Source organism: Mycobacterium timonense, from assembly GCF_025821985.1.
GTDB classification, from domain to species: domain Bacteria; phylum Actinomycetota; class Actinomycetes; order Mycobacteriales; family Mycobacteriaceae; genus Mycobacterium; species Mycobacterium avium.
The window spans coordinates 226,511-247,939 of sequence record NZ_JACKSY010000104.1; the positions used below are offsets into that span (position 1 = coordinate 226,511).

Consider the following 21,429-nt stretch of genomic DNA (forward strand, 5'->3'; position numbering starts at 1 on the left):
GTGAGGGGTCCTCATGACGATCGCAGGTACCGAGACGCGCCACGACAACTGCGTGTTTGACTGCGACGGCGCTCAGGTCCGGGCACATCACCGTCACCTGGCGACCGTGGTGCACATCCGCGGCGTGATCGACGACGCCAACGTGGACCGGATCAGCCACCACATTCGGCGTTTCACCCTCGGCGAAAACCCGGTGGTGCTCGACGTCGCCGATGTCTCCCAATTTGCTGAGGCCGGCATCTCGCTGCTGTACGCCTTCGACGCCGATTGTCGCGCCGCCGAGGTCGAGTGGACGCTGGTCGCCAGCTCGGCGGTCACCGCGGTGCTCGACGACACCGGTCACGACGCCAGCTTCCCGATCATGCGCTCGGTTCACGAGGTGCTGCGGGATCGGGCCGACGCCATCGCGGTCCGCCGCCGGATGGCGTTGCCGCTGGTCAAGAAGACGTCGTAGCGGCCGAACGGGCGCGCCGCAGCCGGGTGATCCCGACCACGGCCAACACCCCGGCACTCGTCAACAACACCAGTGTGAGCAGCAGCAGCTGCGGGTCGTACACCACCGACGTGGTGAACGGCTGCCCGTCGGCGATGGGCGCGACGGCCACGCTGTGATGCGAGCGCACCCAGCTCACCGCCGACCCGGCCAGCGCGGCGACGGCCAGGACGAGTTCGACGACCGCGCGGGAGCCGGCGATCATTGCGCCGTCCCGGCGTCGTCGTCGGGGTCGCGGTCCAGCACGTCCGTGCGGCTCGGTTCCACCCGCTCCTGCACCAGCGGGGTCAGCGCGGCGCGCAGCTGGCGATGACGGCGTGCCCACGCCTGGGCGGTGCGGCCGTTGGTCAGCTTGAGGCCGATGCCGATCCGCCCGCGCGGCACCCCGACCAGCTCGCCCAGCGCCCGCGCCGACTGCCAGCGCGCCAGCTCCTTGCCGGAGGCCTCGTTGTTTTCGGCCTCCGGGTACACCTTGACGATTTCGCGCACCAGGATCGTCTCGGTGCCCTGGCGCAACGCCTCCTCGGTGAGCTCGACCGAGACGTGGATGCGCGCCGCCTTCACCTGCAACCCCACGAACGCCGACACCAGCACCAAAAAGATCGCGGGCACCACCAGCGACACCTTGGCGCCGCTCCAGATTTCGATCAGCACCATGGCCGCCGCGGACGCCGGCCCGCAGGCCACCCACCACCAGCTGGCCCCCGGCTCGCAGAACAACCGCTTCGGCTGGACGTCGTCCCCGGTCGTGTCTGATGTCAACGCAAGCCCCGTCTCACGACAGCCACCCTGCCGCATCCGCGGCCCAATAGCTCAGAACGATATCGGCTCCGGCGCGTCGGATGCTGGTCAGCGACTCCAGCGCCGCGGCGCGCTCGTCGATCCAATTGTTCGCGGCCGCAGCACAAATCATCGCGTACTCCCCCGACACCTGGTAGGCGGCCACCGGGACCGGCGAGACCTCCGCCGCGGCGGCCACCACGTCCAGATAGCTCATCGCCGGCTTGACCATCACGATGTCGGCGCCCTCGTCCAGGTCCAGCCGGATCTCGCGCAGCGCCTCGCGGGAGTTGCCGGTCTCCTGCTGATAGGTGCGCCGATCCCCGGACAGGCTGGAGCTGACCGCCTCCCGGAACGGGCCGTAGAACGCCGAGGCGAACTTGGCGGCGTAGGCCAGGATCACCACGTCGGTGAAGCCGGCGGCGTCCAGTCCGTCGCGAATCGCGCCCACCTGACCGTCCATCATCCCGCTCGGCCCCACCACGTGGGCGCCCGACTCCGCTTGCGCCACAGCGAGATTCACGTAGCGCGCCACGGTGGCGTCGTTGTCCACCCGGCCCCGGTCATCCAGCACACCGCAGTGCCCGTGGTCGGTGAACTCGTCCAGGCAGGTGTCGGCCATCAGCACGGTGGCATCGCCGAGGTCCTTGGCCAGATCGCGCAGCGCGACGTTGAGGATGCCGTCGGGGTCGGTGCCGGCCGAACCGATCGGGTCCTTCTCCTCGTCGCGCGGCACACCGAACAGCATCAGACCGCCCACCCCGGCGGCGACGGCGCTGGCGGCGGCGGCGCGCAGCGAGTCGCGGGTGTGCTGCACCACCTTCGGCATCGAGGCGATCGGACGCGGTTCGTCGATACCGTCTGCGACGAACATCGGCAGCACCAAATGCCTTGGCTCCAAGGAGGTTTGGGCCACCAGGCGGCGCAGCGCCGGGGTCGAGCGAAGCCGGCGCGGACGCTGCCGCGGGTAAGCCATGAGACGCTAGCGCCTGCGGCTCTTCTTGCGCGGCGGTGGCAGCGCCCCCTCGGCGCGCAACCGCGCGGCGTGTTCGGCCAGAGCGTCGACCAGCGGGCCCACCGCCGCGGTCTCGGGCTGGACATCCACCCGCAGGCCGAACTCGGCGGCGGTCTCGGCGGTCTTGGGACCGATGCAGGCGATGATCGTCCGGGCGTGCGGCTTGCCGGCGATGCCGACTAGGTTGCGCACCGTGGAGCTGGACGTGAAGCACACCGCGTCGAAGCCGCCGGTCTTGATCATCTCCCGGGTCTCCGCCGGCGGCGGCGCGGCCCGCACCGTCCGGTAGGCGGTGACATCCTCGATCTCCCAACCCCGTTCGCGCAGCCCCTCGGCCAGCGTCTCGGTGGCGATGTCGGCCCGCGGCAACAGCACTCGGTTCACCGGGTCGAAAACGCTGTCGTAGAGCGGGAAGTCGTCGAGCAGACCCAGCGAGGACTGCTCGCCGGCCGGCACCAGCTCGGGGCTGATCCCGAACGCCCGCACCCGGTCGGCGGTCGACTCGCCCACACAGGCGATCTTCACCCCGGAGAACGCGCGCGCGTCCAGACCGAACTCGCCGAACTTCTCCCACACCGCGCGCACCGCGTTGGTGGAGGTGAACACCACCCACTGGAAGCGGCCGTCGACCAATCCCTTGACGGCACGCTCCATCTGCGCGGGGCTGCGCGGCGGCTCGACGGCGATGGTCGGCACCTCGATCGGCAGCGCGCCGTACGACGTCAGCCGCTCGCTCATCTCGCCGGCCTGGTCCTTGGTGCGGGGCACCAGCACGGTCCAGCCGTACAGGGCGCGGCTCTCCCACCAGTTCAGCTTGGCCCGGGCGCTCACCGTCTTGCCGATGGTCACCACCAGCGGACCGGTCAGCGGGCCGGCGGGGTCGGTGCCGCCCAGCACCGCCGAGTCGGTCAGCCCCTGCAGCGTGGTCTCGATGGAGCGCTGCTGGCAGGTGGTGCCGTGCGCGGTGACCACGCACGGGGTGTTCTCGGCCAGTTCGTGTTCGATCAGGGTACGCGCCGCGTCGGCCAGGTGCGACGCGGTGGCCTGCAGGATCAGCGGGCCGGGCGCGGCGGCCAGCGCCTCCCAGTCCACGTCACCGCGCACGTCGGCCATGGTGTGCGAGGAGCCCAGCGGCAGGCCCGCGTAGGTCGGGACGGCGTTGGTGGGCGCCAGCCCGGGCACGATCTCGATGTGCAGGTGGCTGCGGGCGATGGCGTTGACCTCGGTGATGACGGCGTCGACGGTCAGCGGGTCACCGGCCACCAGCCGCACCACGTCGACACCGGTGCGCGCCTCGGCGGTCAGCGTCTTGGCCACCTCGGCCGGATCACCCAGCGCCGGGCGGATGTCGGGACCACCGGAGATCACCGCCGGCTGCGCCTGCCCCTGCTCGGAGCCAGCGCCCTCGCCGTTGGGCGCCGGCTCGGCCGGCGCCGGACCGGACACCGGCGGCAGGTCCTTGCCGATCAGCGCCAGCACCGGCTCAGGCACGTCGGGGTCGGTGAACACCAGCGCGGCGTTCGCCAGCACCGCCGCGGCCCGGGCCGTCAACAGTCCCGGGTCACCCGGGCCGGAGCCCACGTACGTGATGCGGCCGGGTGTCGGCTTACGCCCTCGCGTCGTCATTGTCGCTCCCAGGTAACTCGCACTTAATTTCCTCGCGCCGGGTCGTGCCGCGCTCCGCTCATCAACTCGCGCGCGCCCAGCTCGAACAGCTCGGCGGCGACCGAAAGCCCCAGCTCTCGGGCCCGACCGGGAGTGCCGATGCCGGACGCGCGGATCACGTCGGACCCGTCCAGCGCCGCCACGCAACCGCGCAGCGACAGCTCTTCGAAGATCCGGCCGTCCTCATCGATGGACTCGACCACTTCGGCGATCGCGCCCACCGGTGCGGAGCAACCGGCCTCCAGTTCGGCCAGCAGGGCTCGCTCCGCGGTGACCGACGCGCGCGTGTCGGCATCGTCCAGCTCCGCCAGCACCGCGGCCAACCGGCTGTCCCCGGCGCGGCATTCGACGGCGAGCGCGCCCTGTGCCGGTGCCGGCAACATCTGCACCGGCTCGAGCGTCTCGGTGACATCCCCGAGGCGACCCAGCCGGGCCAGACCCGCCCGGGCTACCACGATCGCGTCCAGATCACCACTGCTAACCCTGTTCAACCTGGTATCTAGGTTGCCTCGTAGGGGGCGGATTTCCAAACCGAGACCCAATGCTCTAAGCTGCGCGGCCCGCCGCGGCGACGAGGTGCCCACCAGCGAACCGGGTGGCAACTCCCCGAGCACCAGGCCGTCGCGGGCCACCACCGCGTCCCGTGGGTCGTTGCGGGCGGGGATGGCGGCCACAGCAAACCGTGGATCGTCGGCGGTCGGCAGGTCCTTGTGGGAGTGCACGGCGGCGTCCACCCGGCCCTCCTCGATGGCCTCGCGCAGGGCGGTGGTGAACACTCCCACCCCGAGCGACTCGATGGGCCCCGACGACCGGTCCCCCGCGGTGGTGATGGTGACCAGTTCCGCCGGGTGCCCGCGGGCGATCAGGGCGTCCCTGACGCCCCCGGCCTGGGTGGTGGCCAGCAGGCTGCCCCGGGTTCCTATCCGGATCACATTCGCCAATCGGCTACTCGGTGGGTTGTTGCGGCGCGCCCGCGTCGAATCCGGTTGCTATGACCGGCAATTCGCCCGCGGCGACGGCGTCGACGGCGGTCTGGTCGAGTTCGAAGAGCTCACGCAACGCCTCGGCGTAGCTGTCCCCGCCGGGGGCGCTGGCGAGCTGTTTGATCCGCACCGTCGGGGCGTGCAGCAGCTTGTCCACCACCCGACGCACGGTGCGGGCCACCTCTTCACGGTGGGCGCTGTCGAGGCCGGGCAGCCGGTTGTCCAGCCGCAGCAGCTCGGCCTCGACGACGTCGGCCGCGCGCTGGCGCAGCGCCGTCACCGTCGGCGTGACCTCGGCCATCCGCTGCCCGGCCAGGTAGGCGGCGACTTCGGTGGCCACGATGGTGCGGGCGGCGTCGACGTCGGCGGCCGCGGCGTGCGCCGAGGGCTCGTGCTGCACGCGGTCCACGTCGACCACCCAGACGCCGGGCAGCCCGGCCACCGCCGGGTCGACGTCGCGCGGCATGCCCAGATCGCAGATCACCAGGGGGTGGGCGGTCTCGTCGGCGGCCGAGCGGCCGGCGGCGGCCAGCGCGTGGTGCACGTCGGCCAGCGAGACCACCGGGCTGACCGCGCCGGTGCAGCTGACCACGACGTCGGCCCCGGCCAGCGCATCGGCCAGGTGCTCCAGCGGCAGCGCGTCGGCCCGCACCCCGGTTTCGCGGATCTTGCGGACCAGCCGTTGGGCCCGCGACAGCGACCGGTTGAGCACGTGGACCTGCCCGATGCCGGCGCGGGACAGGTGCGCGGCGGCCAGGGCGCCCATCGCTCCGGCGCCGACCAGGACGGCGGTCTTGCCGGCCAGCCCGCCCAGCCGGCGGTCGGCCATGTCCAGGGCGACCGACACCACCGAGGCGCCGGCGGCGTCGATGGCGGTCTCGGAGTGCACCCGCTTGCCCACCGACAGCGCGCGCTGGGCCAGTTCGTGCAGCACCCGGCCCACGGTGCGGTTGGTTTCGGCGGTGGCGTACGCGCGGCGGACCTGGCCGAGCACCTGCTGCTCGCCGATCACCGCCGAGTCCAGGCCGCTGGCCACCGCGAACAGGTGCTCGACGGCGGCCTCGCTGTACCGGACGTAGGCGTATTTGGTGAGGTCGGACATCGACATCCCGGAGTGGTCCGACAGCACCTGCCCGATCACGGCCAACCCGCCGTGGAACGCGTCCACCACCGCGTAGACCTCGACCCGGTTGCATGTCGACAGCACCATCGCCTCGGTCACCAGCGGGGACTGCAACACCCGGTCGACGATCTTGCCGTGATCGGATTCGTCGATACTGAGTTGTTCCAGGACGGAGACCGGCGCACTACGGTGCGAAACCCCGAAGAGCAAGACGCTCACGGCAGCATCACCTGGCCAGCTCCCTTGCTTCCTCCAGTAACTGAACTGCTGTCCACGGTAAACGTTTATCAGCTGGGCTACCAAATAATCGTTTGGCAGCCGGCCCGAGCTCAGCGGGCGAGATCGGCGCGCAGCCGTGGCTCGTCGATGTCCCAGTAGCTGTGTTCGCGACCGTCGAGCAGGATCACCGGCAACCGGTCGCCGAATTCGGCGCGCAGCCCCGGATTGTCCGCCGCCGCGGCGGCGTCGACGTCGGTCGTCGACAGCTCGAAGCCCAATTCCGCGGCGAGTTCGACCAGCCGGGCGTGGATGCGCTCGCAGATGGTGCACCCGTCCCGGGTGAGCAGCTCCACCTGCGGCCGCGGGGTGGCTGACGTCATGGCGACCAGTGTCGCATCGGTGACTTGTGGGGCGGGTTACCAGGGATTATGTTCCGGCTATGAGCGACAACACGGTGCGGGTCGACCCTGTGGTGATGCAGGGCGCCGCCGCGTCGCTCAGCGGTGCGGCCGAGCATCTTTCGGCACAGCTGGGCCAGCTCGACGACCAGGTCGGTCAGATGCTGGGCGGGTGGCAGGGCGCGTCGGGCAGCGCGTACGCCGCGGCGTGGGAGCTGTGGCATCGCGGCGCTCGCGAAGTGCAGCTCGGGTTGGCGATGCTGGCCCGCCTGGTCGGCCAGGCCGGCGAGGCCTATGCGAGCAACGAGGCCGGCGCCGCCCAGGCCGAACGGGCGGTGCGCGGTGGCTGAGGCGTTCCGGGTGGACCCGGCGGCGCTGGCCGACGCGGTGCAACGGATGGCCGAATTCCAGCGCTACGCCGAGGACATGATCGCCGAAATCGATTCTCGCGTAACGCGTTTGCACCAGACGTGGACCGGTGAGGGCGCCGCGGCGCATGCCGAGGCGCATCAGCATTGGGTGCGCGGCGAGGCGATGATGCGCGAGGCGCTGGCGCAGCTCGGCAAGGCGGCCTCGACCGCGCACGGCAACTACACCGGGGCGATGTCGAAGAATCTCGGCATGTGGTCGTGACCCGATGGCGCCGCTGGCGTGTGATCCCACCGCCCTAGACCACGCCGGCGCCACCGTGGTGGCCGCCGGTGAGTCGTTGGGTTCGGTGATCTCGACCTTGACGGCGGCGCTGGCCGGCACCTCCGGGATGGCCGGTGACGATCCGGTGGGCGCCGCGCTGGGCCGCCGCTACGACGGCGCGGCGGCCAAGTTGATCCAGGCGATGGCCGACACGCGGAATGGGTTGTGCAGCATCGGCGATGGGGTGCGGATGTCGGCGCACAACTACGCGGTGGCCGAGGCGATGTCGGACCTGGCGGGCCGGGCCTCCGCCCTGCCGGCACCCCAGGTGACCGGGCCGTTGACGGTCGGGGCGCCGCCGTCGGCGGTGGGTCACGGCAGCGGCGCCCCGGCCGGCTGGGGCTGGGTGGCCCCGTCTATCGGGATGATCTGGCCCACCGGCGATTCGGCGAAATTGCGGGCCGCCGCGGCGGCCTGGGCCACCGCCGGTGCCAACTTCATGGCCGCCGAGACCGCGGCCGGCGGCGGAACGATGGCAGCCATTGGCGCACAACAGATTCCGGAGGGCGCCGCGATCAACAAGGCGCTGGCCGACGCCTCCAGCGCCACGGCCGACGTGGCGCGGCAATGCCAGACGATCGCCGCGCAGCTCAACAGCTATGCGGCCAAGGTCGACCAGGTGCACGCGGCGATCCTGGATCTGTTGTCGCGCATCTGCGATCCGCTGACCGGGATCAAAGAGGTCTGGGATCTGCTGACCGACGAAGACGAAGACGAAGACGAGATCAAGAAGATCGCCGACGACATTCGCACGGTGGTCGACAACTTCGGCCGGGAGGCCGACACGCTGGGCGGCCAGATCGAGGCCACGGTGTCCGCGGTTGCCGCGGCCACAGAGAACATGAGCCATTGGGCCGGTAAGGAGTGGGACCACTTCTTGCACGGGACGCCGGTCGGCAGGGCGCTCAACCAGGTGGGCCAGGCCTTCAAAGGCGTCGGTGAGGAAGGCTGGGGATTTCTCAAAGGGCTGTACGAGGTCAGTCCCAACCGGATGCTGCTGGATCCCGTGGGTTACGGCAAAACCATGGCCGGCATGGTTGAAGGGGCCGGGACGCTCGTCGGCCTGGGGCCCGACGGCGTGCCGGGAGCGTTCGACGCGTGGAAGGCGCTGGGCAAGGACGTCACGCACTGGGACGAGTGGGGCTCGAATCCGGCCGAGGCCCTCGGGAAGTCCACTTTCGACGTGGCGACGTTGGCCTTGCCCGGCGGGCCGCTGTCCAAGCTGGGCAAATTCGGGCACAGCGCCGCCGATGCGCTGAAAGGGCTGAAGAAACCGCCCGGGGTTCCCAAGCCTCCGGAGGTCAAGCCCCCGGCCGCGCCCAAAGCGCCGGACTCGGGCCAGCCGGCGCCTTCGGGGAAGCCGGGGCCGGTCGCGCCCTCGGGGAAGCCGGCGCCCGGGCCGGCCGACGGTCCGCTGCCGCACAGCCCGACCGAGTCCAAGCCGCCGGCTGGCGGGACACCTCCGGCCGCTGAGCCGCCCAAGCCGACCGCCGCACCGCACAGCGGCGAACCGAAACCCATTGCGACGCCGCCGGAATCGGTCGGCAAACCAGTGACGCCCGCGCCGGCCGAGGGCGCGCCAGCTCAACCGCACGAGCCGGTGTCCGCGCGAGTACCGCCCACTGTGCCGGCGGCGGACACGCCCGCTCCTTCGGCACCCGCAGCTTCGATGTCGGCGGCATCGGGTCCTCCGATGCCGCCGACACCATCTTTGCCGGAGCCGGCGTCTCTTCCTTCTGGCCCCTCGGGCGATTTGCCCGCCGAAACCCCGCCCACTGCCGGGATACCCCACAGCGGGGAGCCGAGCGCTCCATCATCGGTACCGCCGCATTTTCCTGACACACCAACGCACGGCCTCGGAGACGGTGGTGCGCATGGTCCGCCCGAAAGTGATCCGAAAAACGCAAACGGCCATGGACCGCACGACGCGAGCCTGGACAGCGGCTCCGACCACCATTTGCCCCTTCACCCGCTTGACTCGGATGATTTAGCTGCACTGGCCCACTACACTGGACCCGGATACCAAGAACTGAATTTCGCCCTAAGGGAAGGCGCGTTGGACGTATCTCAACAGGCACGTGTTGACGCTCTACAGAAAGCGTTGGAGAAACTCCCGGTGTACGAAGGCGCCGTGGTGCGGGGTACGAATCTGCCCGCCGATGTGCTCGAACAGTACCGGCCTGGCGAAGTAATTACCGAAGCCGCTTTTACCAGCACCTCAACCGACCATACCGTAGCTCAATCATCTGCTTTCGCTGGAAACACCGAATTCAGGATCTGGTCGACTACGGGACGAGATGTTTCATCAGTGTCGATGTATCCTGATGAGAAGGAGATATTATTTCCAGCCGGGTCAAAATTCTATGTTGTAAGCAAGACAGTAGACCCGCAGACAGGTAGGACGATTATCGAAATGATCGAACGCTGACTAGCTAGTCCCTCGCACCTGCTAAATCATGATGGGAGTTCTAAATGAGCAGAAAGATTGCGGGTAAGACTTTCTCGACTCCGGAAGAAGCTGGTGTTACCGCGCCAACGGAGGAAGAATTGGCACGCGCAAGGAAGGGATTCGACGAATTTCAGGCTAAAGTCGATGCCGTGGCTCCTGAAGACCGCAAAGCAAAGATCTCGCCTAAATTCTGGGATGACATCTCTGGCACCGAGTACGATCCCAAAAAGAAAGCTTAGTCTGGCTGTCTGCTCGAGCGCGATATGAGGAGTAACGGCGCCATTATCATCGGTTCGGCTATAGGGCCTCTATTATGGCGGTTATCGACTCTGCCAATGCGGTCGATTTAACTCGGGAGAAATCGTTCAGGTCGCGGACTCAGCAGCCAATTAACACATCGCAGACGACCGCGGGTGAGCCTCCTTGTCTCCGTCGGCTGCGACAGAGCTGGGTCGTCCAACACGAACTGGGCAGTCCAATGCCGTCCCTTTGCCGAGCGTGAAGTTAGTTTCACGCTGGGCGCCGAGCGTGAAACTAACTTCACGCTCGCGGGGGCGACGGGCGACGGGCGACGGGCGACGGGCGACGGGCGACGGGGAGAACGGGGAGCCCGCTCGGCCGCCGAACCGTCAACGCCCCCACGCCGTCTGCCCGATAGGGTTGGATATCGGGCACCCGCTGGGTCGCCAGGCAGCACAGCGATCTAGGAGGTTCGGCGATGACTTCCTCTGACCCGGTCAACGCAGACCCCACCGGTCACGTTGACTTGGAGTCGCTGGCCGCTGACGCCAGCGCCGCCCGCGCGATCGAGGGCATGCAGGAAGCCGCTGCCACCCAGGAGGACCGCCCGCAACCCCCGATCGACCTGACCGCCGCCGCCTTCTTCGACGTCGACAACACGCTGGTGCAGGGCTCCTCGGCGGTGCACTTCGGCCGCGGGCTGGCCACCCGCAACTACTTCACCTATCGCGACGTCCTCGGATTCATCTACGCGCAAGCCAAATTCCAGGTGCTCGGCAAGGAGAACAGCAACGACGTCGCAGCGGGCCGGCGCAAGGCGCTCGCCTTCATCGAGGGGCGGTCGGTCGAGCAGCTGGTGGCCCTCGGCGAGGAGATCTACGACGAGATCATCGCCGACAAGATCTGGCCGGGCACCCGCGAGCTCACCCAGATGCACCTCGACGCCGGACAGCAGGTGTGGCTGATCACCGCCACGCCCTACGAACTCGCGGCCACCATCGCGCGACGGCTCGGCCTGACCGGCGCGCTGGGCACGGTGGCCGAATCGGTCGACGGCGTGTTCACGGGGCGGCTGGTCGGCGACATCCTGCACGGCACCGGCAAGGCACACGCGGTGCGCTCGCTGGCGATTCGCGAGGGGCTCAACCTGAAACGCTGCACCGCCTACTCCGACAGCTACAACGATGTGCCGATGCTGTCGCTGGTGGGCACCGCGGTGGCCATCAACCCCGACGCCCGGCTGCGCGCCCTGGCCCGCGAACGCGGATGGGAGATTCGCGATTTCCGCACCGCCCGCAAGGCGGCCCGGATCGGGGTGCCGTCGGCGCTGGCGCTGGGCGCCGCCGGTGGTGCGCTGGCCGCTCTGGCCTCCAGACGGCAATCGCGCTGATAAGCTGCGCCGCGCAGACATTTTTGAGCGGAGAGCACAGCGGCATGACAGTCCCCAAAGAAGCCGAAGGACTTATCGGCAGCCATTACCGGGCACCCGACTACTTCGAGGTCGGTCGCGAGAAGATCCGCGAGTTCGCGCTCGCGGTCAAAGACGACCACCCCGCGCACTTCGACGAGAGTGAATCCGCCGCAGCTGGGTACCCCGACATGGTGGCGCCCCTCACGTTCCTCGCGATCGCAGGTCGCCGCGTGCAGCTGGAGATCTTCACCAAGTTCAGCATCCCCATCAACATCGCCAGGGTCATCCACCGCGACCAGAAGTTCAAGTTCCATCGCCCGATCCTGGCCCACGACAGGCTGTATTTCGACACCTATCTAGACTCGGTGATCGAGTCCCACGGCACCGTGCTCGCGGAGATCCGCAGCGAAGTGACCGATGCCGATGGAAAGCCGATTGTCACCAGCGTCGTCACGATGCTGGGGGAGGCCGCACACCAAGAGGCCGACGCGGCAGCGACCGCCGCGGCAGTTGCATCCATATCAGCAGGAAAGTTAGGGGCGATATAGATGACGTCACAGGGGGAAACACAGCTCAAACCGCCCGTCGAGGCGGTCCGATCCCACTACGACAAGTCGAACGAGTTCTTCAAACTCTGGCTTGACCCGTCGATGACCTACAGCTGCGGCTACTGGGAAGAGGGCGCCAAGACGCTGGAAGAGGCCCAGTACGCCAAGCGCAAGCTCGCGCTGGACAAGCTGAACCTCGAGCCGGGAATGACGCTGCTCGACATCGGCTGCGGCTGGGGTTCCACCATGCGCCACGCCGTGGAAGAGTACGACGTCGACGTCATCGGCCTGACGCTCAGCGAGAACCAGTACGCCCATTGCGTGGCGGAATTCGACAAGATGGACAGCCCCCGCCGCAAAGAGGTGCGGATCCAGGGGTGGGAGGAATTCCCCGACGAGCCGATCGACCGCATCGTGTCGCTGGGCGCGTTCGAGCACTTCGCCGACGGCGCCGGTGACGCCGGGTACGAGCGCTACGCCACCTTCTTCAAGAAGTACTACGACCTGCTGCCCGACGACGGCCGCATGCTGCTGCACTCGATCGTGGTGCCGACCCGCGAAGAGGGCAACGCGATGGGCTTGAAGGTGAACATGACCCTGCTGCGGTTCATCAGCTTCATCCTCAAGGAGATCTACCCGGGCGGGAAGCTGCCGCAGGTCAACCTGGTGGACAAGTACGCGACCGACGCGGGTTTCAAGATCGAGCGGCACCACTTCATCGGAAAGAACTACGTCCCGACGCTGACCGCCTGGGGCGACGCGCTCGAGGCGCACAAGGAAGAGGCGATCGCCCTCAAGGGTCAGGAGACCTACGACATCTACCTCAAGTACTTGCGGGGCTGCGCCGAGCTGTTCCGCGACGGCTACACCAACGTCTGCCAGTTCACCATGGTCAAGTAGGCCGGCCAGCGTCGAGTTGTTGGGCCGAAAAACGGCTTAATCGCCCAACAACTCGACGTTCGGCGGGCAAGCCGACGTTCGGCGGGCAAGCCGAAGAACTCAGCCGAAGAAGATGTTGCGGCGGCCGGCCAGCAGCCGGTACAGCGTCTGCTGGATGGTCTCGCGCACCTGGTCGGTCAGCTCGAAGGTGACCATCGGGTCGTCGGCGTCGGAGGCCGCGTAGTCGCCGGTGTAGATCGGCTCACCGAACGCGATGTGCCACTTCGACGGCAGCGGCACCAACCCCATCGGCCCGGCCAACGGGAAGAGCGGCGTGACCGGGAAGTAGGGCAGCCCGAACAGCCGGGCCAGCAGCTTGACGTCGGTCAGCATCGGGTAGATCTCCTCGGACCCGATGATCGAGCACGGGATGATCGGCGCCTTGGTCCGCAACGCGGCGGTGACGAACCCGCCGCGGCCGAACCGCTGCAGCCGGTAGCGGTCCTCGAACCGCTTGCCCAGCCCCTTGTAGCCCTCCGGGAACACGGCGGTCAGCTCGCCGGCGGCCAGCAGCCGGTGCGCGTCGGTGGTGCAGGCCATGGTGTGCCCGGCCTTACGGGCCGCCTCGCCCACCACCGGCAGGTCGAACACCATGTCGGCGGCCAGCAGCCGCAGGTCCCGGTGCGCGGGGTGCTCGTCGTGCACGGCCACCGACAGCATCAGCCCGTCGAACGGCAACACCCCGGCGTGATTGGCCACCACCAGCGCGGCGCCCTCGGCGGGCAGGTTCTCGATGCCGCTCACCTCGACCCGGAACCAGGACCGGAAGAAGACCCGCAGCAGGGGCCGCACGATCGCGCTGTTGAAATGCGGGTCAAAGCCGAACTCGTCGACGCTGTAGTCACCGGTGAGGCGCTGACGCAGGAACCCGGCGACCGCGGCGACCCGCTGCGCCAGCTCGTTGAGCGGCGCCTCCGGCGACGACGCGCCGGCCGCGCGGCGGTGATCATCGATCTCGCGGACCACCGCGGCGATCTGCTCGGCGGATGCGCGGCCGCTGGGATCGGACAGCAGCGAAGGATGCTGGCGAGCTGACTCGGCCCGTTGATCGGCTCTCCGACGCGCCGCTACCCGACCCCGATTCGTGTGCAGTGGAATGACATTCGCTCTGGTTTCACCCGCCACGATACCTACCTGACCCCACCCCACGGAATTGGATTTCGGCTACCCCAGCGCTGGGCCAGGGCTATGGCGCGACTCTCCAGGGAGCGTACCCGATCTGGATCGATTATGGGAGTCAGGCCGCGGCCGCGAACGTAGTCGTCGAAGGCCTCCGCGGTCGTCCATTTCGGCTGGTAGCCAAGCTCTGAACGCATCCGGCTGGTGTCCATCACGCGGCCGTAGCTCAAATAATCGAACTGATCGCGACTGATCTCGTTGTAGCGGTTGGCGCGCCGCAACGAGTCCAGCGCCCAGACGCCGAAACCCGGTACCGGCAAAGGAATCCGGCCGGCCCGCCGGATCGCCTGCGAGAGCATGATGATGCCGTCGGCGCCGATGTTGAAGGTGCCGGCCTTGCCGGCCATCGCCGCGCGCTCCAGCGCGCCCAGCGCGTCCTGCTCATGCAGCAGCTGCAACCGCGCGTCCCGGCCGAGAATGGTCGGCACCAACGGGCCGGCCAGATAGCGCGACAGGGTGGTGTCCATCGCCGGGCCGATCATGTTGGCCAGCCGCAGGATCGTGACCGCGATGTCGGGCCGGCGCCGCCCCAGACCGCGCGCATAGGCTTCGATGTCGAGGCTGTCCTTGGCGAAGCCGGCCCGGAACGGCCGGCGGCTGGTGCTGTCCTCGGTGAACATCACCGGGTCGTGCGCACTGGAGCCGTACACCTCCGACGTCGACTTGAGCACCACCCGGCGCACCGACGGCGCCTTCTGGCAGGCGGCGAACAGCTGCATCGCGCCCATCACGTTGATCTCTTTGAGCGCCGCGGTGCCGCCGGACCGGGGCGCGTACGACGCGGCCGCCGCGTGCACCACGGTGTCGACGTCGCCGTTGCGAATCACCTTGGCTATGAAGGGATTACGGATGTCGGCGCGGACGAATTCGGCGCGACCCATCCGGCGCAGCATGTCCTTGCTCGGGGCGATCGCGTCCACCGTTATGACCCCTTTGATCATCGGGTTCTGCGCCAGGCGAGCGGTCAGGTAGCCGCCGAGAAACCGGCAGGCGCCGGTGACCAACACGATCTTGGGGTAATGCACCGTGTTGCCGGCGGTGTCGTCCGGTCCGGAATTGTGCCCATTCGACGGATCCACCCGAACAGCCTAACGGCCGGGCGGGGCGGCGGCACCGGGCCGCCGACGGAGTTACTTGCCGAGTTTTCTGCGCTGCACCCGGGTGCGACGCAGCAGCTTGCGGTGCTTCTTCTTCGACATACGCTTGCGCCGCTTCTTGATTACTGAACCCATAACTCCGCTATCTGACCGTGGCCTGCTTCAAAGATTGGACCCGGACACTTTACCCGGCCGGATGCATCGAACACCAAACCGGAGTCGGGTGACCGCGCCCGCGCAGGACCGGTGCCGCCGCGCCGTCGTCGGGCTCAGCCGGCGTCGAAGTAGGACGTCTCCAGCATGTCGTGGACGGCCTTGGCGTGCACCCGGAACGACCGCCCCACCCGCACCGCGGGCAGTTCGCCGTTGTGCACCAACCGGTAGACCGTCATCTTGGAGACCCGCATCAACGCGGCCACCTCGGCGACGGTGAGAAATTGCGTCCTGCCCTGCTGGCCGTCGCCGGAACCGGCGTCCCGTGCCTTACCTGCAGAATCTCGCGCTGATGGCCCGTTCGTAGACGTCATCGCAACCCAATCGTGTCAGGCACGCGCATGCCAGCGGCTTCCCCTCCGCTGGCACCGACACGCGCTTACACAAGGAGAATAGCGGGACTAATGGGGTTACTGGTACTGGTGGGGGACAATCAGTTCAAAATTCTTGGATTACTCCGATGTAATTCTTAGCTGCTCAGAGCGTATTTTGGCGGCCTGGACGGCGGCGTCGACGGCCGCCCGCAGGCCCCCCCGCTCCAGCTCGCGCAGGCCGGCCGCGGTGGTGCCGCCCGGGGAGGTCACCGTGGCCCGCAGCTGGGTGGCGGTGGCGTCCACCCGCATCCCGGGCGTCTCCGCCTCGCCCAGTCGCCGATCGGCGTCCATCCGCTCCAGCAGCATCGCCGCCGAGCCGGCCATGGTCTGGGCGGTCAGGTCGGCCGCCACCTCGCGGCTCAGGCCCGCGGCCACCCCGGCGTCCACCAGGGCCTCCACCAGCAGGAAGAAATACGCCGGCCCGGAGCCGGACAGGGCGGTGACGGCGTCCATCTGGCTCTCCGGCACGCTCAGCACGCCCCCGACCGAGTCGAACAGCGCCGAGACGCCCTCGAGCTGCGGGGCGGTGACGAAGCGGCCCTTGGCCAGTGCGGTGACCCCGGCGCCGACCAGCGCGGCCGCGTTCGGCATGGCCCGCACCACCGGTGTCCCGGCCGGCAGCCGGGATTCGAAGTAGCCGATGGTGACCCCGGCGGCGACCGTGACGAACACCTGCTCGGCGGTGTCGCTCTCGGCCTGGCCGGCGGCGCGGGCGATCTCGGACATCACCGACTCGACGTCGGCCGGTTTCACCGCGACCACGACGAACGACGCGTTTTCCACCGCATCGGCCACCGAGGTCATCAGCACCGAGTAGGTGTCGGCCAGATATTTGGCGCGCTCGGGAACCCGCTCGACCACCACCAGGTCCTTGACCTGCCGGCCCGCCCGCAGCAGACCCGACAGCAGGGCCTCCCCGATGCTGCCGCCACCGATGATCGCGATTCTTGCCATGCCGGACAGCATCGCAGACACCGCCGGCTAAGGAGCGGCAGGGACCAGGGCCAGCTGGCGGGCCTGCACCACCAGGCGGCCCAAGCTGTCGACGACGGTGTGGTCCTCGTCGAACCAGTCGTGCCCGATCTCGGTGCAGGTCGCGATGATGCGCAGCCAGCCGTCGGCCGGCAGGCCCCGCAGAAACGCGGTGAGCTGGATCGTCGGCGCCCAGCCAGTGCGGTCCACGGCGAAGGTGACCGGCGCCGACAGGTCGCCGCACATCAGCGCGAACAGCGCATCCGGCGCCACCCCGCGGGGGCGTGCCCACATCTGGATCACCGGCGGTCGCCCGTCGGCGGAGGGCTGCATCGTCGACAACACCGGCCGCACGTCGCACCCCTCGCCCAGGTGCACCAGGCCGGCCAGCGGATGCCCGGGCCCGATCGGTTCGATGTCGTCGGGCGGTTCGGGCGGCATCAGAGCCGGCACCGGGTTGGCCGACAGCAGCGGCTTGGCGCTTGCCGCCGACCCGTCGGCCGGAAAGTGCTCCGGCTCACCGAGATTGACGACGGCGTGCACGGCGGTCCGCTCACCCTGGGTGAGCTCGACGTCGACCACGCTGATCCGCCGGCCGCGCTTGCGGATCGACGTCACCAATCGCATCGGCCCCGGATCGGGCGCCCACAGGAAGCTGGCCGACACCGCCACGGGCTGCTGCCCCGATTCCGGCCCGCCGGCGCAGGCGGTGCGGGCGGCGTTGGCGCACAGCGCCAGCATCGCGCCGCCGTGCACCTTGGGACCGATGGTCCAGCGCTTGTCGAGCTCGCCGTCGTAGACGCCGGACCCGGCCTCCCGCAACGTCATTGCGGTGGTATATAACGCGTTCATGAGCTCGGGAGGTCTCCTGGGTGGTCAGCGCAGCAGATGGGTGCGGGCAAACTGTAGCGATTCGGCGAGCATGGCCTCTCGCTCGGTGGCGCTGCGCGCGCTGGACGTCGACACCTCGAGGATGACGTGGCCGGCGAAATGGCCGGCGGCCAGCATCTGGCACACCTCGGCGGTGGGCTGGGTGCCGCGGCCGGGCACCAGATGTTCGTCGGCGGGCAGCCCGTTGCCGTCGCACAGGTGCAGGTGCACCAGTCCGTTGCCCATCCGCCGCGCCATGTCCAGCGAATCGGTGCCGGCCGTCGCGGTGTGGGACAGGTCCAGCGTGTAGTGGGCGTGGTGGCCGTCCAGCGGGTCGTAGGACGGCGCGAACGCCGAGATCGCCGGGCCGGGGCCGCCGCCGCGGCGGCGCATGCGTTCCAGCGACTGGCCCGCTCCGAAAAACCGGTCCGCCCGGAACGGGAACATGTTCTCCACCGCGATCATCACGTCGCTGGCCGCCTCCAGCGTCGCGACCTGCTCGGTGAACCCCTCGGCGTACCGCCGCTGCCAGCGGAACGGCGGATGCACGACGACGGTCTGCGCGCCCAGTTGTTCGGCGGCGCGCACGCTGCGGTCCAGCTTGGGGATCGGGTTGGCGCCCCACACCCGCTGCGAGATCAGCAGGCACGGCGCGTGCACGGACAGCACCGGCACCCGATAGCGCCGGGACAGCTTCTTGACGGCCGCGATGTCCTGGCTGACCGACTCGGCCCACACCATCAGCTCCACCCCGTCGTAGCCGAGCCGGGCCGCGTATTCGAACGCGGCCTCGGCCCGCAACGGATACACCGAAGCCGTGGACAGGCCGACTTTGATGGCAGGGCGCACTGTCTGTCGGTGCCGCTAGCCCGACTGCAACGACAGCGCCAAGGGCCCCAGGGTGATCAACGCACCCACCGCGACCGCGATCAACGTGCTGGCGATGTCCTCGGTCTTGCGCACCACCCGCACCCCGACCACCAGGCCGAGGATGACCAGCACCGAGAGCACCAGGGCCACGATGCTGTTCCAGCGCCAAAGCTGGTCGAAGGCCACGAACAGCCCGGCGCCGAACGCGACGGCCAGAATCGATTGCAGCACAACCACACTGCCGCGCCAGATCGCCTCGAGCCTGCCGGGCGCCGGGTGTGCCGCCTCGGCGTCCTCGTCCTCGAGGTGCGCCGCGTCGAGGTCCTCGTCGGTCAGCGTCGCAGCATCCGCGTGGTCGTCGTCGAGACCCTCGTCGAGGTCGTCGTCGAGCGCCGAATCCGATTGCAGATACGAGCGCACGTACGCGGAGTCCTCCAACGCCGGTTCGGCCTCGCGCACCTCGGAGTCCATCACGTCCACCGGAATGTCGGCGTAGTGGTCCATCGGGTCGGGGCTCATGTCCTCGGCGCCCGAGGATCGCCGGCCGGTGCCGTTGGCGGACGGGCCCGGCTCGGGCAGCGGCCGCGGGTAGGCGCTGCGCTCGGGGCCGGGGGCGCGCTTGGGCTGCGGCGGCGACTTGGGCCAGCGCGGCTCGGGCTCGGACCAGTAGGGGGTCTTGGGCTGGTCCTCGGCTACCGGTTCGGCGGGTTCGGCCACGGGTTGGGCGGGTGCGGCCGTGTCGACGGTGTCGGTGGCGCCGGGGTGGTCGTCGGGCTCGTCGTCACGGATGACCGGGATCTCGCCGGTGAGCTCGGCCACGGTCACCGCGTCGCTGTCGCCGCGCCGCCGGCGACGCCGCCGGGTGACCGCCGGGGCGCCGATGGTTCCGTTTCTGGCCAGCAATTCGGCAACCGAGATCGGCCGAGTGCCCGGGCTCTCGGTCTCGGAATGCGGTCCGGTCATGGTTTGTCGCCTCTCGATCGGTTCTGATTCCGATCAACTACCTGACCTCCAGCATTACGCACGGACGGCTCCATGAGGGCCGTTCCGTCGGCTTCGCTGTCGAGTTTGCGCAAGATGAGACCTTCCCGTAACGCCCACGGGCAGATATCCACCGATTCGATCGACAGCGCTCGCATGCTCGCCTCCGCCACCAGAGCGCCCGCCACGATCTGCGGCGCCCGCTCGGCGCTCACTCCTTCCAGTTCGGCCCGGTCAGCGGTCGTCATCCTAGAGATGAAAGATATGAGTTGCCTGAGGCCGTTTGCTGTCAGCGTCCTTTTGACCCGCGGTCCGGCGCCCGACGGCGCCGCCCCGGTGAGCCGCGCCAGCGAGCGAAACGTCTTCGACGTCGCCACCGTGAGGTCCGGGGTTCCGGCCTCCAGGATGTTTTCGCTGGCCTCGGCGAGCTCGGCGTCCAGCCAGTCCCGCAGCATCGCCACCCGGCGCCGGCCGGGCGGATCGTCGGGCAGCCATTCGCGGGTCAGCCGGCCCGCGCCCAGCGGCAGCGACAACGCCACCTCGGGCTCCTCGTCCAGGCCGCTGGACATCTCCAGCGAGCCGCCGCCGATGTCGAGGTTGATGATCCGGCCCGCGCTCCACCCGTACCAGCGGCGCACCGCCAGGAACGTCAGCCGGGACTCGTCGACCCCGGTCAGCACCCGCAGCTCGACGCCGGTCTCCTTGCGGACCCGGTTCAGCACTTCCTCGGAGTTGCCCGCCTCCCGCACCGCCGAGGTGGCGAACGCCATCAGCTCCTCGCAGCCCGAACTGTCGGCGATCTTGGCGAATTCGTCGATGGTCGAGATCAGCTTCTCGGCGCCGCGCTTGGTGATCTTGCCGGCGCTGTCGGTGGCCTCGGCCAGCCGCAGGGTGGCTTTCGTCGAACTCATCGGGGTCGGATGGCCGCCCCGGTGGGCATCGACCACCAGCAGATGCACCGTGTTGCTACCCACGTCGAGCACGCCCAATCGCACGCCAACAACCTAACGGTGCCCCGATCGCCCCGCGTCGCGCGACCCGGTCAATCGCCGTGATCAGAGCCATACCGGGCCCGAGTGTCAGCGGCTCGGCGAGACCGCATCTTCGTCTAACGTGGACGACGTGGCGAATTCGCACCCCCAACCGGGACAACCCGGACAAGAGGTCGAGCTGGATTTCGCCCGCGAATGGGTGGAGTTCTACGACCCCGACAACCCCGAGCACCTGATCGCCGCCGACCTGACCTGGTTGCTGTCGCGGTGGACGTGCGTGTTCGGCACGCCGGCCTGCCAGGGCACCGTGGCGGGCCGCCCCGACGACGGGTGCTGCTCGCACGGGGCGTTCCTGTCCGACGACGACGACCGCGCCCGGCTGGACGACGCGGTCAAACAGCTGACCGACGACGACTGGCAATTCCGGGAAAAAGGCTTGGGCCGCAAGGGTTATCTGGAGCTCGACGAGCACGACGGCCAGCCGCAGTACCGCACCCGCAAGCACAAGGACGCCTGCATCTTCCTGAACCGGCCGGGTTTCGCCGGAGGTGTCGGGTGCGCGCTGCACAGCAAGGCGCTCAAGCTCGGCGTGCCGCCGCTGACCATGAAGCCCGACGTCTGCTGGCAGTTGCCGATCCGGCGCAGCCAGGAGTGGGTGACCCGGCCCGACGGCACCGAGATCCTCAAGACCTGGGTCACCGAATACGACCGCCGCGGTTGGGGTTCCGGCGGCGCGGACCTGCATTGGTACTGCACCGGCGACCCGGCCGCTCACGTCGGCGCCACCCAGGTGTGGGAAAGCCTGGCCGACGAGCTCACCGAGCTGCTGGGCGCCAAGGCGTACGCGGAGTTGGCCGCAATGTGCAAGCGGCGCAGCAAGTTAGGGCTCATCGCGGTGCACCCGGCGACCCGCATCGCCGAGTAG

At 69.0% G+C, this 21,429-nt stretch carries 25 protein-coding genes; 9 read left to right on the plus strand and 16 right to left on the minus strand.

Going from position 1 to position 21,429, the window contains the following annotated elements; all coding sequences use genetic code 11:
- Positions 1 to 13: 13 nt before the first annotated feature.
- Positions 14 to 454 carry an STAS domain-containing protein gene (locus H7I87_RS23595; RefSeq protein WP_009979287.1) on the plus strand — a complete coding sequence of 147 codons (441 nt, stop codon included), beginning with the start codon at positions 14 to 16 and terminating at the stop codon, positions 452 to 454.
- Here H7I87_RS23595 and H7I87_RS23600 read toward each other — a convergent pair.
- The 7 genes from H7I87_RS23600 to H7I87_RS23630 all read right to left on the minus strand — a co-directional run bounded on the left by H7I87_RS23600 (position 438) and on the right by H7I87_RS23630 (position 6,658).
- Positions 438 to 698, minus strand: coding sequence for a hypothetical protein (locus H7I87_RS23600; protein ID WP_003873689.1), 261 nt, complete (start codon positions 696 to 698; stop codon positions 438 to 440). The two genes, H7I87_RS23595 and H7I87_RS23600, sit on opposite strands and share 17 nt — an antisense overlap.
- Positions 695 to 1,291, minus strand: coding sequence for a transport-regulating membrane protein Mce1N (gene mce1N, locus H7I87_RS23605; RefSeq protein ID WP_023862189.1), 597 nt, complete (start codon positions 1,289 to 1,291; stop codon positions 695 to 697). Before mce1N ends, H7I87_RS23600 begins: the two co-directional genes overlap by 4 nt.
- On the minus strand, positions 1,269 to 2,249 hold the full coding sequence (hemB, locus tag H7I87_RS23610; RefSeq protein ID WP_023864376.1) for a porphobilinogen synthase: 981 nt from the start codon (positions 2,247 to 2,249) through the stop codon (positions 1,269 to 1,271). Before hemB ends, mce1N begins: the two co-directional genes overlap by 23 nt.
- Positions 2,250 to 2,255: 6 nt before the next feature.
- On the minus strand, positions 2,256 to 3,914 hold the full coding sequence (locus H7I87_RS23615) for a bifunctional uroporphyrinogen-III C-methyltransferase/uroporphyrinogen-III synthase (RefSeq protein ID WP_023862186.1): 1,659 nt from the start codon (positions 3,912 to 3,914) through the stop codon (positions 2,256 to 2,258).
- A 23-nt stretch (positions 3,915 to 3,937) separates the two neighbouring features.
- The gene (gene hemC, locus H7I87_RS23620; RefSeq protein ID WP_011726169.1) at positions 3,938 to 4,885 is read right to left on the minus strand and encodes a hydroxymethylbilane synthase; all 948 of its coding nucleotides are present in this window, start codon (positions 4,883 to 4,885) and stop codon (positions 3,938 to 3,940) included.
- A gap of 13 nt (positions 4,886 to 4,898) precedes the next feature.
- Positions 4,899 to 6,278: a glutamyl-tRNA reductase gene (locus tag H7I87_RS23625; RefSeq protein WP_003879324.1), complete on the minus strand. Its 1,380-nt coding sequence runs from the start codon at positions 6,276 to 6,278 to the stop codon at positions 4,899 to 4,901.
- 110 nt (positions 6,279 to 6,388) lie between these two features.
- Entirely contained in the window at positions 6,389 to 6,658 is a 270-nt protein-coding gene (locus H7I87_RS23630; protein WP_011726170.1) for a glutaredoxin family protein, read from the minus strand.
- A 59-nt stretch (positions 6,659 to 6,717) separates the two neighbouring features.
- Between H7I87_RS23630 and H7I87_RS23635 the strand changes: the two genes are divergently transcribed.
- From H7I87_RS23635 to H7I87_RS23665, 7 genes are all read left to right on the plus strand, one after another.
- Positions 6,718 to 7,026: a WXG100 family type VII secretion target gene (locus tag H7I87_RS23635; protein WP_003873697.1), complete on the plus strand. Its 309-nt coding sequence runs from the start codon at positions 6,718 to 6,720 to the stop codon at positions 7,024 to 7,026.
- The gene (locus H7I87_RS23640; RefSeq protein ID WP_003873698.1) at positions 7,019 to 7,309 is read left to right on the plus strand and encodes a WXG100 family type VII secretion target; all 291 of its coding nucleotides are present in this window, start codon (positions 7,019 to 7,021) and stop codon (positions 7,307 to 7,309) included. Before H7I87_RS23635 ends, H7I87_RS23640 begins: the two co-directional genes overlap by 8 nt.
- A 4-nt stretch (positions 7,310 to 7,313) precedes the next feature.
- On the plus strand, positions 7,314 to 9,797 hold the full coding sequence (locus H7I87_RS23645) for an ADP-ribosyltransferase (RefSeq protein ID WP_033724732.1): 2,484 nt from the start codon (positions 7,314 to 7,316) through the stop codon (positions 9,795 to 9,797).
- A gap of 44 nt (positions 9,798 to 9,841) precedes the next feature.
- Positions 9,842 to 10,057 (plus strand): hypothetical protein, encoded by a 216-nt coding sequence (locus H7I87_RS23650; RefSeq protein ID WP_076221323.1) that lies wholly within the window; start codon positions 9,842 to 9,844, stop codon positions 10,055 to 10,057.
- Between the two features lie 479 nt (positions 10,058 to 10,536).
- Positions 10,537 to 11,448 (plus strand): HAD family hydrolase, encoded by a 912-nt coding sequence (locus H7I87_RS23655; RefSeq protein ID WP_011726172.1) that lies wholly within the window; start codon positions 10,537 to 10,539, stop codon positions 11,446 to 11,448.
- Positions 11,449 to 11,492: 44 nt separating this feature from the next.
- Complete coding sequence (locus tag H7I87_RS23660; protein ID WP_003873705.1) at positions 11,493 to 12,017, plus strand: FAS1-like dehydratase domain-containing protein; 525 nt, start codon at positions 11,493 to 11,495, stop codon at positions 12,015 to 12,017.
- Positions 12,018 to 12,917: a cyclopropane mycolic acid synthase family methyltransferase gene (locus H7I87_RS23665; protein ID WP_003873706.1), complete on the plus strand. Its 900-nt coding sequence runs from the start codon at positions 12,018 to 12,020 to the stop codon at positions 12,915 to 12,917. It begins immediately after the preceding gene.
- A 99-nt stretch (positions 12,918 to 13,016) separates the two neighbouring features.
- Here the strand turns inward: H7I87_RS23665 and H7I87_RS23670 are convergent, their stop codons facing one another.
- The 9 genes from H7I87_RS23670 to H7I87_RS23710 all read right to left on the minus strand — a co-directional run bounded on the left by H7I87_RS23670 (position 13,017) and on the right by H7I87_RS23710 (position 20,507).
- Entirely contained in the window at positions 13,017 to 14,105 is a 1,089-nt protein-coding gene (locus H7I87_RS23670) for a lysophospholipid acyltransferase family protein (RefSeq protein WP_170924259.1), read from the minus strand.
- On the minus strand, positions 14,087 to 15,214 hold the full coding sequence (locus H7I87_RS23675) for an SDR family oxidoreductase (protein ID WP_023862182.1): 1,128 nt from the start codon (positions 15,212 to 15,214) through the stop codon (positions 14,087 to 14,089). The genes H7I87_RS23670 and H7I87_RS23675 overlap by 19 nt, the downstream gene beginning before the upstream one ends.
- Positions 15,215 to 15,265: 51 nt before the next feature.
- On the minus strand, positions 15,266 to 15,367 hold the full coding sequence (locus H7I87_RS23680; protein WP_003402602.1) for a 30S ribosomal protein bS22: 102 nt from the start codon (positions 15,365 to 15,367) through the stop codon (positions 15,266 to 15,268).
- Positions 15,368 to 15,501: 134 nt separating this feature from the next.
- The gene (locus tag H7I87_RS23685; protein ID WP_010950195.1) at positions 15,502 to 15,759 is read right to left on the minus strand and encodes a cell division/environmental response transcriptional regulator; all 258 of its coding nucleotides are present in this window, start codon (positions 15,757 to 15,759) and stop codon (positions 15,502 to 15,504) included.
- A gap of 138 nt (positions 15,760 to 15,897) precedes the next feature.
- Positions 15,898 to 16,773 (minus strand): pyrroline-5-carboxylate reductase, encoded by an 876-nt coding sequence (gene proC / locus H7I87_RS23690; protein WP_175609960.1) that lies wholly within the window; start codon positions 16,771 to 16,773, stop codon positions 15,898 to 15,900.
- Positions 16,774 to 16,800: 27 nt separating this feature from the next.
- Positions 16,801 to 17,643, minus strand: a complete 843-nt coding sequence (locus H7I87_RS23695) for a thioesterase family protein (RefSeq protein ID WP_019732964.1) — start codon at positions 17,641 to 17,643, stop codon at positions 16,801 to 16,803.
- A gap of 24 nt (positions 17,644 to 17,667) precedes the next feature.
- The gene (locus H7I87_RS23700) at positions 17,668 to 18,510 is read right to left on the minus strand and encodes a sugar phosphate isomerase/epimerase family protein (RefSeq protein WP_003873712.1); all 843 of its coding nucleotides are present in this window, start codon (positions 18,508 to 18,510) and stop codon (positions 17,668 to 17,670) included.
- A 15-nt stretch (positions 18,511 to 18,525) separates the two neighbouring features.
- Entirely contained in the window at positions 18,526 to 19,494 is a 969-nt protein-coding gene (locus tag H7I87_RS23705; RefSeq protein WP_019732965.1) for an Rv0497 family membrane protein, read from the minus strand.
- Positions 19,491 to 20,507: a Ppx/GppA family phosphatase gene (locus tag H7I87_RS23710; protein ID WP_003873714.1), complete on the minus strand. Its 1,017-nt coding sequence runs from the start codon at positions 20,505 to 20,507 to the stop codon at positions 19,491 to 19,493. The genes H7I87_RS23705 and H7I87_RS23710 overlap by 4 nt, the downstream gene beginning before the upstream one ends.
- A 118-nt stretch (positions 20,508 to 20,625) precedes the next feature.
- Between H7I87_RS23710 and H7I87_RS23715 the strand changes: the two genes are divergently transcribed.
- Positions 20,626 to 21,429 (plus strand): DUF3109 family protein, encoded by an 804-nt coding sequence (locus H7I87_RS23715; protein ID WP_003879313.1) that lies wholly within the window; start codon positions 20,626 to 20,628, stop codon positions 21,427 to 21,429.